14 protein-coding genes are annotated in these 15,130 nt (G+C 46.3%); 4 read left to right on the forward strand and 10 right to left on the reverse strand.

Annotated elements, in window-relative coordinates:
• The first annotated feature begins 45 nt into the window (after positions 1-45).
• Positions 46-1,371 carry an NCS2 family permease gene (locus AB6805_RS10615; RefSeq protein ID WP_370909399.1) on the forward strand — a complete coding sequence of 442 codons (1,326 nt, stop codon included), beginning with the start codon at positions 46-48 and terminating at the stop codon, positions 1,369-1,371.
• Here AB6805_RS10615 and AB6805_RS10620 read toward each other — a convergent pair whose 3' ends face one another.
• From AB6805_RS10620 to AB6805_RS10635, 4 genes are all read right to left on the reverse strand, one after another.
• A complete protein-coding gene (locus tag AB6805_RS10620; RefSeq protein WP_370909400.1) occupies positions 1,372-2,403 on the reverse strand; it encodes an LD-carboxypeptidase in 1,032 nt (343 codons plus the stop codon).
• A 32-nt stretch (positions 2,404-2,435) separates the two neighbouring features.
• Positions 2,436-2,831, reverse strand: a complete 396-nt coding sequence (locus AB6805_RS10625) for an ester cyclase (protein WP_370909401.1) — start codon at positions 2,829-2,831, stop codon at positions 2,436-2,438.
• 61 nt (positions 2,832-2,892) lie between these two features.
• Positions 2,893-3,750, reverse strand: coding sequence for a helix-turn-helix domain-containing protein (locus AB6805_RS10630; RefSeq protein WP_370909402.1), 858 nt, complete (start codon positions 3,748-3,750; stop codon positions 2,893-2,895).
• 38 nt (positions 3,751-3,788) lie between these two features.
• Positions 3,789-4,814: a YhcG family protein gene (locus AB6805_RS10635; protein WP_370909403.1), complete on the reverse strand. Its 1,026-nt coding sequence runs from the start codon at positions 4,812-4,814 to the stop codon at positions 3,789-3,791.
• Between the two features lie 38 nt (positions 4,815-4,852).
• Here AB6805_RS10635 and AB6805_RS10640 point away from each other — a divergent pair, with 38 nt between their 5' ends.
• Positions 4,853-5,560, forward strand: coding sequence for a hypothetical protein (locus tag AB6805_RS10640; protein WP_370909404.1), 708 nt, complete (start codon positions 4,853-4,855; stop codon positions 5,558-5,560).
• On the opposite strand, the gene AB6805_RS10645 is transcribed toward AB6805_RS10640, so the two are convergent.
• Both AB6805_RS10645 and AB6805_RS10650 read right to left on the reverse strand, forming a co-directional pair.
• Entirely contained in the window at positions 5,469-6,248 is a 780-nt protein-coding gene (locus AB6805_RS10645) for a hypothetical protein (RefSeq protein ID WP_370909405.1), read from the reverse strand. The two genes, AB6805_RS10640 and AB6805_RS10645, sit on opposite strands and share 92 nt — an antisense overlap.
• Before the next feature lie 98 nt (positions 6,249-6,346).
• Complete coding sequence (locus AB6805_RS10650; RefSeq protein WP_370909406.1) at positions 6,347-6,844, reverse strand: Lrp/AsnC family transcriptional regulator; 498 nt, start codon at positions 6,842-6,844, stop codon at positions 6,347-6,349.
• Positions 6,845-6,952: 108 nt separating this feature from the next.
• Between AB6805_RS10650 and AB6805_RS10655 the strand changes: the two genes are divergently transcribed.
• The gene (locus AB6805_RS10655; protein WP_370909407.1) at positions 6,953-8,344 is read left to right on the forward strand and encodes an MFS transporter; all 1,392 of its coding nucleotides are present in this window, start codon (positions 6,953-6,955) and stop codon (positions 8,342-8,344) included.
• On the opposite strand, the gene AB6805_RS10660 is transcribed toward AB6805_RS10655, so the two are convergent.
• From AB6805_RS10660 to guaA, 4 genes are all read right to left on the reverse strand, one after another.
• The gene (locus AB6805_RS10660) at positions 8,309-9,913 is read right to left on the reverse strand and encodes an ATP-dependent DNA ligase (protein WP_370909408.1); all 1,605 of its coding nucleotides are present in this window, start codon (positions 9,911-9,913) and stop codon (positions 8,309-8,311) included. The genes AB6805_RS10655 and AB6805_RS10660 overlap by 36 nt on opposite strands.
• 3 nt (positions 9,914-9,916) lie before the next feature.
• Positions 9,917-10,924: a ligase-associated DNA damage response exonuclease gene (locus tag AB6805_RS10665; protein ID WP_370909409.1), complete on the reverse strand. Its 1,008-nt coding sequence runs from the start codon at positions 10,922-10,924 to the stop codon at positions 9,917-9,919.
• Positions 10,925-10,997: 73 nt separating this feature from the next.
• The gene (locus tag AB6805_RS10670) at positions 10,998-12,308 is read right to left on the reverse strand and encodes an ABC transporter substrate-binding protein (RefSeq protein WP_370909410.1); all 1,311 of its coding nucleotides are present in this window, start codon (positions 12,306-12,308) and stop codon (positions 10,998-11,000) included.
• A 130-nt stretch (positions 12,309-12,438) separates the two neighbouring features.
• A complete protein-coding gene (guaA, locus tag AB6805_RS10675) occupies positions 12,439-13,977 on the reverse strand; it encodes a glutamine-hydrolyzing GMP synthase (RefSeq protein ID WP_370909887.1) in 1,539 nt (512 codons plus the stop codon).
• Positions 13,978-14,069: 92 nt separating this feature from the next.
• Between guaA and AB6805_RS10680 the strand changes: the two genes are divergently transcribed.
• Positions 14,070-14,807 carry a head GIN domain-containing protein gene (locus AB6805_RS10680; RefSeq protein ID WP_370909411.1) on the forward strand — a complete coding sequence of 246 codons (738 nt, stop codon included), beginning with the start codon at positions 14,070-14,072 and terminating at the stop codon, positions 14,805-14,807.
• Positions 14,808-15,130: the final 323 nt, after the last annotated feature.

Consider the following 15,130-nt stretch of genomic DNA (forward strand, 5'->3'; position numbering starts at 1 on the left):
AAATTAGGATAAAATGGTAAATCGTGAAACGCTTATTTTTGCATCATGCTCGCAAAATTTTTCCGGCTCTCCGAACATCGCACTACTGTTAAGAAAGAAGTACTGGCAGGGTTAACCACCTTTTCCACCATGGCGTATATCCTGGCTGTTAATCCCAGTATCCTGTCGCGTACAGGAATGGATTTTAATGCGTTGATTACCGCCACTGCCCTGGCCGCTGCCATTGGCACATTGGTGATGGCATTATATGCCAGGCTGCCTATTGGCGTAGCGCCGGGGATGGGACTGAACGCATTTTTCGCCTACACCATTGTATCTTCTATGGGCTACAGCTGGCAGTTTGCGCTTACCGCGGTTTTCCTGGAAGGCATTATTTTTATTTTTTTGTCGATGTTCAGGATCCGGGAGGCGATCATCAACAGCATACCAGAAAACCTGAAGCATGCTATTTCAGTGGGTATCGGGTTGTTGATTGCCTTGATAGGGATGGCCAATGCAGGTATTATTGAAACGGGTATGCATCATGTAGGAGGTGGAAAGCTGGATGGTGTGATCCTGAAAATGGGCGATGTGACCAGCATCGGGCCCCTGGTAGCGCTGATAGGACTCATCGTCAGCGCGGTGCTGATGTACCGGAATGTGAATGCCGCGTTGCTGATTGGTATCCTGGCGGCTACTGTAGTAGGTATTCCGCTTGGCATCACGCATTTGCCGGCCAACGGCCACCTGGTAAGCCTGCCGCCTTCGCTGGCGCCGATAGCCTTCAAGCTGCAATTCGATAAAATATTCACCCTGGATATGGTGATGATCCTGTTCACCCTGCTGATGGTAAACCTGTTTGATACAGTAGGAACGCTGATCGGTCTTTGTAATAAGGCGGGCCTGCTGGATGAGCAGGGCCGGCTTCCCCGTGCCAAACAGGCTTTGATGGCAGACGCGGTGGGTACTACGGCGGCGGGATTATTAGGGACCAGCGTAGTAACCGCCTATGTAGAAAGTGCCAGCGGGATTGCCGCCGGTGGTAAAACCGGTTTAACGGCGCTTACGGTAGCTGTTATGTTCCTGCTCTCCCTGTTCTTTGCGCCTGTTTTTGCTATGATTCCACAGGCCGCCACGGCACCGGCTTTGATCATCGTAGGGATGCTGATGATGGGAGCGGTCACCAAAATTAATTTCAATGATGTAACAGAAGCAATTCCTGCATTCCTGGCTATTGTGATGATGCCATACAGCTATAGCATTGCAGAAGGCATTGTGTTTGGTATGTTGTCTTACGTATTGCTGAAAGTATTAACCGGGCAATACAAAAGCATCAGCCCGGTCATGTATGTACTGGCCGTATTATTTATCATTACATTTTTTGTAAAGTAATTATTCCTTTAAAGTAACTGTGTCGTCGCCAACATAGAGGGAATGCATCATGCCACATTTAAGGGCATAGTTATTTTTCTGATGCCCTACGGGGAAATTAAAACACACGGGAAAGTTAAAATCTTTCACCTTTTCCAGTACCATATCATACACGGTTCTGCCAAATTCTTCGCCGGGATCATCCGGTTTAATCCGGTTAAACCCGCCAATGATAAGCCCTGCGAGATTGTCGAGTTTATGTGAGCGCTGCAGGGTGCCTAACATACGGTCAAGGCTATACGGGTATTCCCCCACCTCTTCCAGGAACAGGATCTTCCCGTTGGTGTCAATTTCCGAATTGGTGCCCGACATACTTTGAATAATAGACAGGTTACCGCCGGTGAGCACCCCTCTCGCCTTTCCTTTCCTGTTGCGGGTATCCGGCAATGCGCTGTATTGCATTTTTTTGCCGGTAAGCGCCTGGTAGATGGACATGATAGTATCCTGGATAACGGGTTCCGATTTTCCGAAATCGTCCGGGAAGCTGTTGCACATTTTTGAATGCAGGGAAGCAATACCAAAGTGCCGGCTAATATGGCAGTGCAATACGGTAGCGTCGCTGAAACCAATCACCCATTTGGGTTTCCGCTGAAAGCGGGAGAAGTCGAGTTTGTCCACAATCCGTGCGGTACCATAACCACCCCGGCCGCACATGATGGCCTTAATATCATCATCATTCAGCATGGCTTGTAAATCCGCGAGTCGTTCCGCATCGGTACCGCCGAAACTATAGTCCCGGTCGCCCACGGTTTTGCCTATACGAATATTAAAACCCCAGCTTTCCATAATCCGGATCGCGGGCTGGATCTCCTCCCTGCTGATGTATCCTGCGGGGCAGGTAACGCCGATGATATCACCGGGTTTCAGATAAGGAGGAACAAGTGGTTCCTTCTTATCTGAAGGAGCAGATAACTCAATGCCAGCGAATGTTTGCAGTGCCGGCAGGCCCGCGCCGGTGGTAATAAGAGCAGACAAAAAGTGTTTGCGGTTCATACGCTTAAAATAAGCATATTTCAGCAAATAATTTATGTGGTGATCATTTCACGGATAGACCAGTGGGCAATGTATTGCCCGTCTTTCAGCTGTATGATATCAATAATACGCAGGGTGGCTTTTTTGCCGGTGGGCGCCTGTCCCATAAAAGGCGCGGTGAAGGTGCCTGTAAATGCTTTGCGGGTTACTACCTTGTCATCTTCCGCTATCATATCAAAAATTTCCAGTTGAAGATCCGGCATCGCGGGGTGTAGTAGCTGTAGGATAAAATCGCGGGTGGCAATACGGTCGTTGTTGCCAGCAGGTGCAGTATGGTTAATAAAGTCCTGTGCTACTATTTCTTCAAAAGCCTGCAGGTTGCCTTTCACCAGGAATTCTTCATTGAAGCGTTTTACCACTGCCTTATTCTTTTCAGATAATGTTTGCATATTCTTCTTTTTATAAATGCAAAATTATCCCCGAATACGCATCGCCGGTAACGGAAAAAGCTCAGATGATAGCTTTTTTGGCTCTCACATGATTGGGCGTGATACCATAAGTTTGTTTGAAGATGCGGATGAAGTGGGAAGTGCTTTCAAAGCCACAGGCAATAGCTATTTCAGCTACCTGCTGTGTAGTGGTTTCCAGGAGCATGTGTGCATAGGACAGTCGCTGCTCATTGATCCACCGCCGGGGTGACGACTGGTATTGCTGCTGGAAATCCCGCTTAAAGGATGCCAGGCTGCGGCCGGACAATCTCGCCATTTCTGCCAGGGTAATAGGTTGAAACAGATGTTGCTTTACAATAAAGGCAATGTCCTGCGGCTGTGCGTGTACAATCTGTTGCATAAAGGCCAGCACGGAAGCATGTTGCGGCGTAGCCAGCAATAGGAGGAATGCCTCATATAGTTTTACCGATAACAGCGCCGCCAGCGTTGACGGTGTTTGTGCAAAGTAGGCGGTATAATGTTCCCCGAAAACTTCCAGCAGCGGGGTGATGGGCAAGGTAAGATGATTGGTGACAGCAGCTTTTACAGGCGTAACGTAATTGTATTTATGGAGGAACCTGCGCAGTTGTTCATCTGAAAAATATAACAGCAAACTTTGAAATTGTATTTCTTCCCTCACATAGTCGGACATTACGTAAAACCCACGTTTCATCAGCAATACAGAACCCGCTTCCACCTTTACGGTATGCTGGTCGAAATGCAGCTGTTTATGTCCCGCCAATACAAATATCATCACGTTTTCCGTCAGGAATATGGTGCGTTTATCAGCCTTACTCCTTTGCTTTAACATGGCGAAGTGGGTATTGCCTGCTTTGAGGATCTGCTGCCCGTTTTGATCTTTGGGAAATTTGAGTAACATGGGGGTAAAGGTACACGAGATTTGCTAAAAATAGATTTTTAAGAAGCTGGTTGCTTATTGGCAATTTGCTCCCGGATAAATTGCTTTTCGCGTTCAAGTTCATTTTTCAGTTCCTCCTCAGTTGGTAATACAAGTCGGTACTTTGCCGCAAAAATTTGTTTACCTTCTTCCAGCATACTATATTTAACTATAGCTTGGTCTTTTTCAGCACAGAGAATAATTCCAATAGTAGGATTATCTCCTTCTGTTTTTTTGAGATCTTCAAACATCCGAACATACATATCCATCTGCCCAATATCCTGATGTGTGAGATCCTTTATTTTCAGGTCAATTAATACGAAGCATTTTAAAATATAGTTGTAGAAAACCATGTCTATGAAAAACACTTTAGTATCTGTCTTAATACGATATTGGCGTCCAACGAATGAGAAGCCTTTACCTAATTCGAGTAAGAATGATTGTAAATTGGTAATAATCGCAGACTCAATTTCGCTTTCTGAGTATCCGGTTGGCCACTCTAATCCTAGAAATTCCAAAACATAAGGGTTTTTGATAACATCGTCAGGCTTTGTTTTTTCCATTTTTTGCTCGGCCAATAAGGCCTCCCTTTTATTAGAGGTCGATAATATCCGTTCGTAATAAAGGGTATTGATATTGCGTTCAAGCTGGCGAGTACTCCAGGATTGCTCTGCAGTCTCTATAAGGTAATATTGCCTGGCTGTTGGGCTGTCAACTCGTAAAATAATGCGATAATGAGTCCAACTCAATTCGGGGCGCAGTGCGTCCCGAATTGGGAATAGCTGGTAAAATTGCCGCATACGGCGTAGTTCTCTTTCATCAAAACCCTTCCCAAACTCCTTAGTTAGGTGCCTTGCAAGTTCCTTTATCAGAAAGGTACCATAATCTGCACGTTCCTTTCCTAACTGCTCTTCTTCAAAAATACGTTTGCCGATGTTCCAGTATACTTCTACCATTGCAGAATTAACAGCGGCATATGCTTTCTGTCTGGCGGTAAAAAGCATGCTTTTAATATCTGCTAAAAATGATGTTTTTATATTGACCATTAGGTGTAATTTTATGTTCAAAGTATATACACCATTGTTTGTGTAAACGTCACATTGCTGCTGCTGTTTTATATATTTTTGACTACAATTTTAACTTTTCTGTAGAGGAGAACGTTACTATTAATGGCAACATTTTTGAACTCATTTCCCAAACGAAAACTATGCGCCTCCTTATCATTTTCTTATCCATCTTATCTGCTACCTCCGCAGCATTCGCCCAGAAAAGCGCCTGGCTCATCACACCCGGAAAATCAATCGGACAAATAAAACTCGAAGCACCGGCCCAGAGCCTGGCAGTATTGGGAAAACCGGATGGCGGCGATGCCGCTATGATGAAAGCCTGGCGGATATGGTACAGCCGGAGGAAAGACAATACTATCGACTCATCGCATATGCTGGCCGTATTTACCGCGATGCGTACACAGGACACGCAGTACGTAAAACAGATCCGCGTAAATTCACCGAAGTTCAGAACCAGTAAAGGCGTAGGACCTGGAAGCAGCATTGCAGCTATCAAAAAAGCATATCCGGGTGTTCAAAAAGCACAGGCTTATGAATCTGCTAATAAGGCAAGAAAAATTGTAGTATATGAGGATAAGAAACAGGGTATCGCTTTTGAAACAGCCAACTCCCGCAGCAGGAAGCCGGTATGTTCTATGGTAGTTGTTTTTGATCCGGGGGAATCTGCTGCAGGCTATCTCGACTTTCACGCAGGTTTTGATTTGATGAACCCCGTGGCGCCATAATTTTTCGCCGGCTCTCCATTTTTTTCTTTCTCATTTCACGGTCCAGTTCGTGATAGTATTCCCTGGGGTGGTCGTAGTGCCGCTTCTCCCTGTGCTGATGTATACGGATGCCGATATTATAGAGCAACGACATGCTGAAGATACCTTTGATATCAGGATTGTTATTACTGAAGTTAAACATATAGGAAGACTGCAGGCTCCATGAGGAATTACCCCTAGGAAAATTGATCCTGCCATCCAGCACCAGGCCATGCGCATGCACTTCCACCGTATCGATACCGGGACCCGGATCCACATAGCGGCGGCCATTGTGCGCTGCGTAGCCTGCCCCAACGGAGTACCCAATATATTTATAGCTTCGGGGAGTGGCAGCATTGCCAAAAGTATAATTAACGGTAACGGGAATATTCACCATCCATCCTGGCTGTATAGGGCCGCCGGAAATCTTATCGCGATCAGTACGCCGGTCAGAACCAATAGAAGGTCCCATCGCAAAGCAGGCGCCAACTGATAAACTTTCCTTCTCAGAGAATTCATAAAAATTAAACCGGGGCTCAAAACTGAAAGCCAGGGCGCCGTAATGATAGCCACCAATACCGCCTATTCCGACAGCGGATTGAAAAGATTTCTTTTGGGCAGTGACAGTAGCAGTTACAAACATTAACAGGGATAGGTAAAGATATTTCATAGGTTTAAAACGGGTAAATAAGTTATAAGGTTACAGTAAATATTTTTTTGTGTATCAATTTTATCGTGTACTGCTGATCCCTAACCCGTTTGCTGGCGTTAAAACACTACCTGGTGCGTTGCTTTAATCACGGAAATCACAAATATGCTTTGTGTATGACTCAGATTGTCTAACTCACCCAGTTTATTCACGTAAAATTCACGGTACTCATCCATGTCTTTTACCTGTACTTTGATCATGAAGTCAAACTCCCCTGAAATATTCAGGCACTCCGTTACTTCCGTGAAACCGAGTATTTCCTGGATGAATTTCTTACCACACTTTTTATTGTGTTCTTTCAGGGTGATATAACATAACACAGTGAGACTCTTATTAATCTTCCTGGGATCTACGATGGCTGCATATTGTTTGATAACGCCTGCCTGTTCCATTTTCCGGATCCGTTCGTACACCGGGGTGGTGCTAAGGTTCAGCTGACGGGCAATATCCCGGATAGTCATTTTTGCATCCTGCTGTAATAACTTCAGGATGCCCAGGTCTTTCTCATCCAGGTTCAATTGTATGTCCTCCGTATTATTTTCTTTTTTGCTTGCCATGTGTATATGTGTTTGGAACAAATATCTAATTTATTGTGAGATTATAGCCGTTTGTTCTAAATTTTTAAGAATTAAATTCCTTTTGAGATGTTTTAATACGTTTGTACCGTGAAAAAGGAACGAATCATATTAACAGTTGCCTGCATGGCTATCTTCTTTGAAGCATTGGATGTATCTGTGCTCAACATGGCGATTCCGCAGATGGAATTATTTTTTCATTTTGATGCAGCTGCCATTCAATGGGTACAAACCGTGTATGTTTTATTTTATGGAGGACTCGTATTGCTTGGCGGCCGGCTGGCGGATACTACAGGAAGAAAGAAAGTATTTGTAACAGGCGCCTGCTGTTTTGTGCTGGCTTCCCTGGCAGCAGGTTTTTCACCCAACTTCACCTGGCTGCTGGTATGCAGGGCGCTGCAAGGTGCTGGTGTGGCCTTCGCCATTCCTGCGGCAATGGCTATTATTACCAATACTTTTAAAGAACCGGTAGCAAGAAATCGCGCATTCGGAATTTTTGGCGCTACCGCAGGCATCGGATTTGCCACGGGGCTTGCCATCGGCGGATTAATCAGCAACTATCTCGGGTGGCAATGGGTATTTTTTATTAATGTACCGGTAATAGGATTGGCAGTGATACTGGCGATGGTATATATTCCTGCCGATGAAAAGACCGCGGCAAAACCAGCGCATAACTTACCTAGTGCATTATTGATTACCGGACTGATGATGCTGGCAGCATGGCTGATCCACGATCTTGGCAATATCACTCACCACTATACGGAATACTGCCTGTGGTTATTACTGTTCCTCGCAGCCGGTATGTTTTTTATACGCCGTGAACGCGTGCATCCGTCTCCGTTAGTAGACTTTAAACTGTTCAGATTACATGGGGTGATCACCGGAAATATAGGAGCAGTAATGCTGGGTAGTATCTTTCTAAGCTATATTTTTATGCTCACCATCTACCTGCAACAGGATCTGCACTTCACCTCTTCACAGGCCGGCCTGCTGTTATTCCCCTTTAGTATTTTATCAGGTGTCATTTCAAAATTTATATTACCCCGTTTGTTTAGCAGGCTGGGCGTGGTAAAAACAGGCATGCTGGGAAATGCTTTTATGGCATGTGGCATACTGTTTTTTATCGTGAGCTACTTCACGGATTATAAGTTGCTGTTTATTTTTTGCGCGGTAGGCTGTATCAATTCATTTGGTATGGCGATTACTTTTCCGTGCGTAACTATCCTGGCGGTGCAGTCGGTGCCGGAACCACAACAGGGACTTGCTTCGGGGATCAATGGTACGGCCAATGCGTTGGGCGGCGGCCTGGGTTTATCTTTGGTCGGATTGATGATGCAACTGGCTGCAATAAAGGGTTGGAGCAGCTATGCCGCAGGATTAACCATGCTGGCGATGATTGCATTGGCAGCTATTGTACAGCTGCTGGTATTTTACCGGCGCAATCAATCAGCTGCAGGTGTTATGGCCGTTCACGCGCAATAGTTCTTTCAGGTCTTCGAGGGTATTTATTTCTGCTACCGGCTTATCTTTTCTCCACCGGTTGATGCGTGGAAAGCGCAGGGCTACACCGGATTTATGGCGGTTAGAGGCGGCAATGCCTTCAAAGGCAATTTCAAATACCAGCTGCGGCTGCACCGTTCTTACCGGTCCAAATTTTTCAATAGAGTGGCGCTTGATCCAGTTATCCACTTCCGCAATTTCTTTGTCTGTCAGACCGGAATAGGCTTTGGTAAAGGCTACCAGTTGATCGCCATCTTTTACTGCAAAAGTGTAATCAGTATATAAATTTGAACGGCGGCCATGGCCTTTCTGTGCATATATCATCACGGCATCTATTACCAGCGGATCTATTTTCCACTTCCACCAGTCGCCGCGTTTGCGGCCCACCTGGTAAGCGGCTATCTTCTTCTTGAGCATCAGCCCTTCACTGCCTTTATCGCGTGATTGAAGCCGCAGTTCCGTTAGCTGATCCCAGCTGTCAAAAATAATTTCGGGCGATAACTGTAATACCGGCATCTGCATATTTTGCACCAGCGCTTCCAGAAGGGTGCGGCGTTCCGCCAGCGTTTTTTCCCGGATATCGGTTCCTTCCCATTCCAAGAGATCGTAACACAGGAATATAACCGGCGCTTCCTGGAGTTGTTTGCGGGTCACGTTTTTACGGCCTATCCTGGTTTGCAGCGTTTGAAATGGCAACGGAAGTCCATTGGCAAAGGTGAGTATTTCTCCATCCAGTACAGTACCATCCGGTAGAGCGGCAGTTAATGGCGTAAACTCCGGGAACTTTTCAGTGATCAGTTCTTCTCCCCGCGACCATACAAACAGTTGTCCTTCCCGCTTGATGATCTGCCCGCGGATGCCGTCCCACTTCCATTCCGCCTGCCAGTCTTTTTCCGGCCCCAGTGATTCCGGTAATCCTTCCAATGCGTAAGCGAGATAAAATGGATATGGCCGGGAAGCGTCTGCACCGGTAGTATGTTGATGCAGCAGTTCTTCGATCGTAACATTATGCGGATCCCAGTTGCCGCTGATCATATGTGAGAGCGTAGCAGGTTCAATCTGGTATGTTTTGGCGAGTGCATTCACCATCATTTTCTGCGACACGCCTATACGAAATCCACCGGTGATCAGTTTGTTGAATACAAACCTTTCCCCGTTATCCAATGCATCCCATGCCTGCAGAATAAATGCCTGTTTCGTTTCTTCTGTTGCTTTCTCCAGTTGCTGCAGCTGCTCCAGCCAGTAATGCAGGGGCGCCGCTATGGGAGTGGTGCTCGGCGGCAGCAGCAATGCGATGGTTTCTCCGAGATCTCCCACCGTATGATAGCATTCTTCAAAAAGCCAGTCGGACAACCCCGTGGCCTGCATGCACCAGGTTTTCAGTTGTGTGCTGTTGACCGTTCGTTTGGGCCGGCGACCCGAGAACAATGCCAGCACCCAGGTTTTATCTTTGTCCGGCGCTGTGGCAAAGTATTGGCTCAGCGCCCCCAACTTCTCATTGGTTTTGGTGCTGTTGCTTAATAATTGTACCAGTTCAGCAAATTGTTGCACGGTTTACGATTCAGGATTATTAATAATTTCCTCATCGCCATACGAAGTAGTTACTTCTTTGGCGGCAATACCTTTTTCTGTAAGATAACGGGCGAATACGCTGCTGAAGCCATGAGTGGCATATACCTGCTCTGCGCCGGTAGCGGTTACCGCTTCCAGTAAGCCAGCCCAATCCGCGTGATCAGACAATACAAATCCAGCATCCGCGTTCCTGCGGCGCATATTACCACGCACCTGCATCCATCCACTGCAAATGCCCAGTGAGTATGGCTGGAATCTGCGCATCCAGACATTATCTTCCGCCGAAGGCGGGGCAATAATTACTGCATTCTTAAAAGCAGTTTTTGGTGTTTCGGGCGTTATCCTTTCTACGGGAGGTAGCGCCCAGCCTTCCTGCAACAGCACTTCATGGGGAATGGCGATGGCGCCATGCGCCAGGAAATGATCCACTTTATCTTTCAGGTGATATAACAGCCGTTGTGCTTTTCCCAGGCTGTAAGCCAGTAGTACGCTGGCTTTGCCGGCCTGCTGGTTTTCGTATATCCATTGGGTGATGCCATCAAAGATCTGTTGCTGCGGCGCCCAACGGTAAATGGGTAATCCGAAGGTAGATTCGGTAATAAATGTATGGCAGCGGATAGGTTCGAAGGGGACCGACAGTCCATCATTTTCCAGTTTGTAATCCCCGCTGGCTACCCATATTTCTCCATCCTGTTCCACCCGTATCTGTGCGGAGCCAATGATGTGTCCCGCGGGATGCAGGGATACCTTTACTCCGTTAAAAAAAATGGTTTCTCCATAGGCGACGCCCTGTACCTGGATGTCGTTGCCAAGCCGTAACCGCAGCAAGGGAACACTGGCATTTTCACATAAGTAATATTGATTTCCCCACCGGGCGTGATCGGAGTGTGCATGCGTGATCACCGCTCGCTTGACGGGTTTCCAGGGATCAATGTAGAAATCGCCTGCAGGGCAGTAGATGCCGTTGTCGGTAAATTGCAGCACATTCATATAGGGAATGTACGTAAAAAAAATCGTGCCACGGCGGTTGTCGTGGCACGAAGTAAGAGGTGTTGCAAAGCAACTATTTATTCATTTTAATGTCTACGCTGTCGCCCTTCTGGATGATGTAGATATTTTTATTTTCAAAGTAGGAAGGCGTTTCCTCTCCTTCTTTCAGATACACCGGAAGGAAGTTATAGTTGGTGATCACTTTGGGGGAAGTACTCACCATATTGTTGAAATAAACGCCATTGGTATACAGCAGTTTTACAAAGTAGTAGGTCAGGTCAAAGCCTTTGAAAGCCATGTCAGACGGGCGCGCTTTGTATACCCTGCGGAAATAATCGGAAACATACCGGCTGTAGTAATCTGTTTTGTCGTTATAATAGGGAGATGAATAAAATACCTGTAAGCCTTTAAACTCGGGTTCTTTCAGCTTAATTACGTCCCAGGTGGGCATACCAAAGATCTGCAGCGGATAGGTAGTGGCAGAAATGCTCAGCTTACGCAGCAGGCTTTTGGCGCCCGCTTCATCCAGGGCAGTTACGATGACTGCATTGGTACGGTCTGCCAGCAGGTATTTGGAAATTTCTTCCGGTGTGGTGGCCTCATTCCATACTACTTCCCGGATCCTTGATTTTTTGGAACTTTCCATTTTATCATAGGATGCCTTGAAATCTGCTGCCAGTCTTGTTTCAAAGGCAGTATTCCTACGGAACAGCACAATATTTTTAGTGGCAAATGCGTCCTGGATATAGTTCTGGAGCGCGTCGCAATGTGTTTTCAGCGTGCTGTTGGAGATGTATAAAAACGGGTTGTTGCTGATACCGCCATCGTTGGGGAAGGTACCGGAAACAAAATTGATCTCTTTGTTTTTGGCAAAGTCGCTCAGTTCTTTCAGTTCCGGGTTGCTCACAGCACCCAGGATCAGGTCCGTTTCATCGAGTGCCTTGCTGCGGATCAGGGAAGATACACTTTGCCTTGCCTTGCTGTCATATACGGTTACTTTCAGGTTATATCCCTGTTGTTGCAGCGTATCCAGCGCCAGTTGTGCGCCTTCATAAAATTCGAGACCGGGCAATACATACCGTGGCATGGTGCGGCCAGGAATTTCACTGCTGTTGGCAAAAACGGAATCGAGGTATAATGGTGCGAAGAAGGCAATGTTATAGGAAGCTTTTTTAACTTCTTTCCCAAATGCGGGCACATTAAAAGGCGCTTTTGCAGCGTCTTTCTTATTATCCTCCGGTTTTTTGGCCGGTGTAGGTTTACTCAGAGATGGTGGTGGCCCGTCTACCTTACTGGTACTTTTCCTGGTAGATGAGCAGGAGCTGATCAAAACCAATAAAGCCAATCCGGATAACAGGTGCTTAATTGAAACTAAGTGGTTCATAATTGGCGCTAATTTACAAAAATCATTCCGGGGAATGTGAAATAAAGCATTACGGAGTTATGGATAGAAGAAATTATCTGTCTATCCACAACTCCGTAACTATAGCTCAGTATTTTATTGCTTCCTTTTTTTATTCCCACTCAATGGTAGCAGGTGGCTTGGAGCTGATATCGTATACTACGCGGTTAATGCCTTTTACCTTGTTAATGATGTCGTTAGACATTTTAGCGAGGAATTCATAAGGCAAATGCGCCCAATCGGCGGTCATTCCGTCTACAGAAGTTACTGCACGTAAAGCTACTGTGAATTCGTAGGTACGTTCGTCGCCCATTACGCCAACGCTTTGAACCGGCAGCAGGATGGTGCCCGCCTGCCATACCTTGTCGTATAAGCCGGCTTCTTTCAGTCCTTCTACATATACATTATCCGCTTCCTGCAGCATGTGTACCTTTTCGGGGGTAATGGCGCCGAGGATACGGATAGCCAGGCCAGGACCCGGGAAAGGGTGGCGGCCCAGGAATATTTCGCTGATGCCAATTTCACGACCTACGCGGCGTACTTCATCTTTAAAGAGGAAGCGCAGCGGTTCTACCAGCTGCATATTCATCTTTTCCGGCAACCCGCCTACGTTGTGGTGCGACTTGATAGTAACGGAAGGACCGTTTACGGAAACGGATTCAATTACATCGGGGTAAATGGTACCCTGGCCCAGGAAAGAAATATCGGTGAGGTGAGTGGCTTCCTGCTGGAAAACATCGATGAACAGGCCACCGATGATCTTGCGTTTTTGTTCCGGATCGGAAACGCCTGCCAGTTTTCCGTAAAAAAGATCTTTTGCATTGATCCCTTTTACGTTCAGTCCCATGTGTTTATAAGATTCCAGTACGGTTTCAAATTCGTCTTTTCTCAGCAAACCATTATCCACAAAGATGCAGAACAGGTTTTTGCCGATGGCTTTATGGATCAGTTCAGCGGCAACGGTAGAGTCCACACCGCCGCTGAGGGCCATTACCACTCTTTTATCGCCTACCTGCGCCTTGATCTTTTCTACGGTTTCATGTACAAAGGCGGCCGGTGTCCAGTCCTGGCTACAGTTACAGATGTGTAACAGGAAGTTGCGGAGGATCAGCTTACCTTCCAGGGAATGGGTTACTTCCGGGTGGAATTGTAAACCAAACATCGGGTTGGCGGCCAGCGTGGTATTTTTGAAAGCCGCTACCGGGATATTTTCTGTAGTGGCAATAATTTCAAAAGCTTCAGGAATACGTTTAATGCTATCTGCATGGCTCATCCATACCTGGCTTTTTGCAGAGATATCATATAATAACTTTTCCTCTTTGTCGTTGTGCTCCATAAAGGCGCGTCCATATTCACGGAGGTTGCTTTTAGCCACTTCACCGCCAAAAACTTTGGCCATCATCTGTGCGCCGTAGCAAATACCGAGTACGGGTACTTTTGCAGCAATCGCGGCAATATCAATGATAGGCGCATGCTCATCATTCACCGAAAAAGGACTGCCTGATAATATAACACCTTTAATAGTTTCGTCCCAGGCAATGGGCTGAAGGCAAGGTTTAATTTCGCAATAAACATTCAGTTCACGGATGCTGCGTGCAATCAGCTGTGTATACTGTGAACCGAAATCGAGGATAAGTATCTTTTCTGTCATGGTGGTGCAAAGATAAAGTCCTTCCACGAATTTCGGATTTGGAAATTCGAAATTCGGAAATCTGGCGTATCTTTCTATTATAATTTAAACCCATGATATCAGCAAAATCGCTCCTGTATCAGGCCATAGTGGCCTCTTCTGTTTCTGTACTCTTTTATTCCTGTGATGTAATCGGACAAAATCGTGTAAAAGGTAACGGCCATGTTATCAAGGAAGAACGGCAGGTAGTCCCCTTTCAAAGGATCAAAGTAGAAGGAAGCATGAATGTATACCTCACACAGGGCGCTGCCAAAGCGGCTGTTATTGAGGCAGAAGATAATATCGCCCCACTGGTGGAGCTGGTAGAAGAAGATGGCCGCCTCATTGTAAGATTGAAACGCGGCGTTTCCATCAGCACCCATAAAGATCTGAACGTATTCCTCACCACCCCTGAAATCAATGAGGCCAGCCTGGCTGGCTCCGGCGACCTGAAACTGGATGGTAAGTTTACTTCCCGCTCCGATGTGAAGTTTAACCTGTCCGGCTCCGGTAACCTCAAAGGCGAAATCAATGCCCCGGCAGTAAAGGCCTCCATTGCCGGCTCCGGCGACATGTTCCTGAAAGGCGAAACAAAGGAGGTGAATTTGTCTATTGCAGGCAGCGGTAATTTTGAGGCAGATGAGCTGCTGTCGGAAAATGTAAGTGTAAATATTGCAGGTAGCGGTGACGCAGATGTATATGCCAGCGTAAAGCTGGATGCAAAAATTGCCGGCTCCGGAAACGTAAATTACAAGGGTACCCCGCAAATTTCCTCTTCTGTAGCGGGTTCTGGCAGTATTAGTAAAAAATAAGCTTCAACATTTACAAATCTTTAACATTCTCAATATCATATTTGGCGGCGTTAAAGAGTTTATAGAGATGTTTTGAAGAAAACAATATCAAGTCCTTGAGTCCAGGTACAGCATTCGCTTTAATTATCCCGCTGATGCTGTACCTGGCTGGGGCACAAGACATTACCCCCTGAACAAATACCCCACCCCATCAACAATTCGCGTCAAATTATCATTAAATCACATGAATCATTGCCGTTTTTTTGTATGTTTACGGCTTGAATTGTAGATTTTACTATTTGAACTGTTTGATTTACGTTTTGAATTGTTGAACTCCTATTCCT

It is taken from the genome of Chitinophaga sp. RCC_12 (genome assembly GCF_041360695.1).
Taxonomy (GTDB): domain Bacteria; phylum Bacteroidota; class Bacteroidia; order Chitinophagales; family Chitinophagaceae; genus Chitinophaga.

Coding starts and splice junctions, on each gene's coding strand:
- AB6805_RS10650 (WP_370909406.1), bottom strand. CDS start 6,844: ATGGCAAGCAAAAAAGAAAATAATACGGAGGACATACAATTGAACCTG.
- AB6805_RS10620 (WP_370909400.1), bottom strand. CDS start 2,403: ATGAACCGCAAACACTTTTTGTCTGCTCTTATTACCACCGGCGCGGGC.
- AB6805_RS10670 (WP_370909410.1), bottom strand. CDS start 12,308: ATGAACCACTTAGTTTCAATTAAGCACCTGTTATCCGGATTGGCTTTA.
- AB6805_RS10630 (WP_370909402.1), bottom strand. CDS start 3,750: ATGTTACTCAAATTTCCCAAAGATCAAAACGGGCAGCAGATCCTCAAA.
- AB6805_RS10645 (WP_370909405.1), bottom strand. CDS start 6,248: ATGAAATATCTTTACCTATCCCTGTTAATGTTTGTAACTGCTACTGTC.
- AB6805_RS10635 (WP_370909403.1), bottom strand. CDS start 4,814: ATGGTCAATATAAAAACATCATTTTTAGCAGATATTAAAAGCATGCTT.
- AB6805_RS10665 (WP_370909409.1), bottom strand. CDS start 10,924: ATGAATGTGCTGCAATTTACCGACAACGGCATCTACTGCCCTGCAGGC.
- AB6805_RS10680 (WP_370909411.1), top strand. CDS start 14,070: ATGATATCAGCAAAATCGCTCCTGTATCAGGCCATAGTGGCCTCTTCT.
- AB6805_RS10625 (WP_370909401.1), bottom strand. CDS start 2,831: ATGCAAACATTATCTGAAAAGAATAAGGCAGTGGTAAAACGCTTCAAT.
- guaA (WP_370909887.1), bottom strand. CDS start 13,977: ATGACAGAAAAGATACTTATCCTCGATTTCGGTTCACAGTATACACAG.
- AB6805_RS10615 (WP_370909399.1), top strand. CDS start 46: ATGCTCGCAAAATTTTTCCGGCTCTCCGAACATCGCACTACTGTTAAG.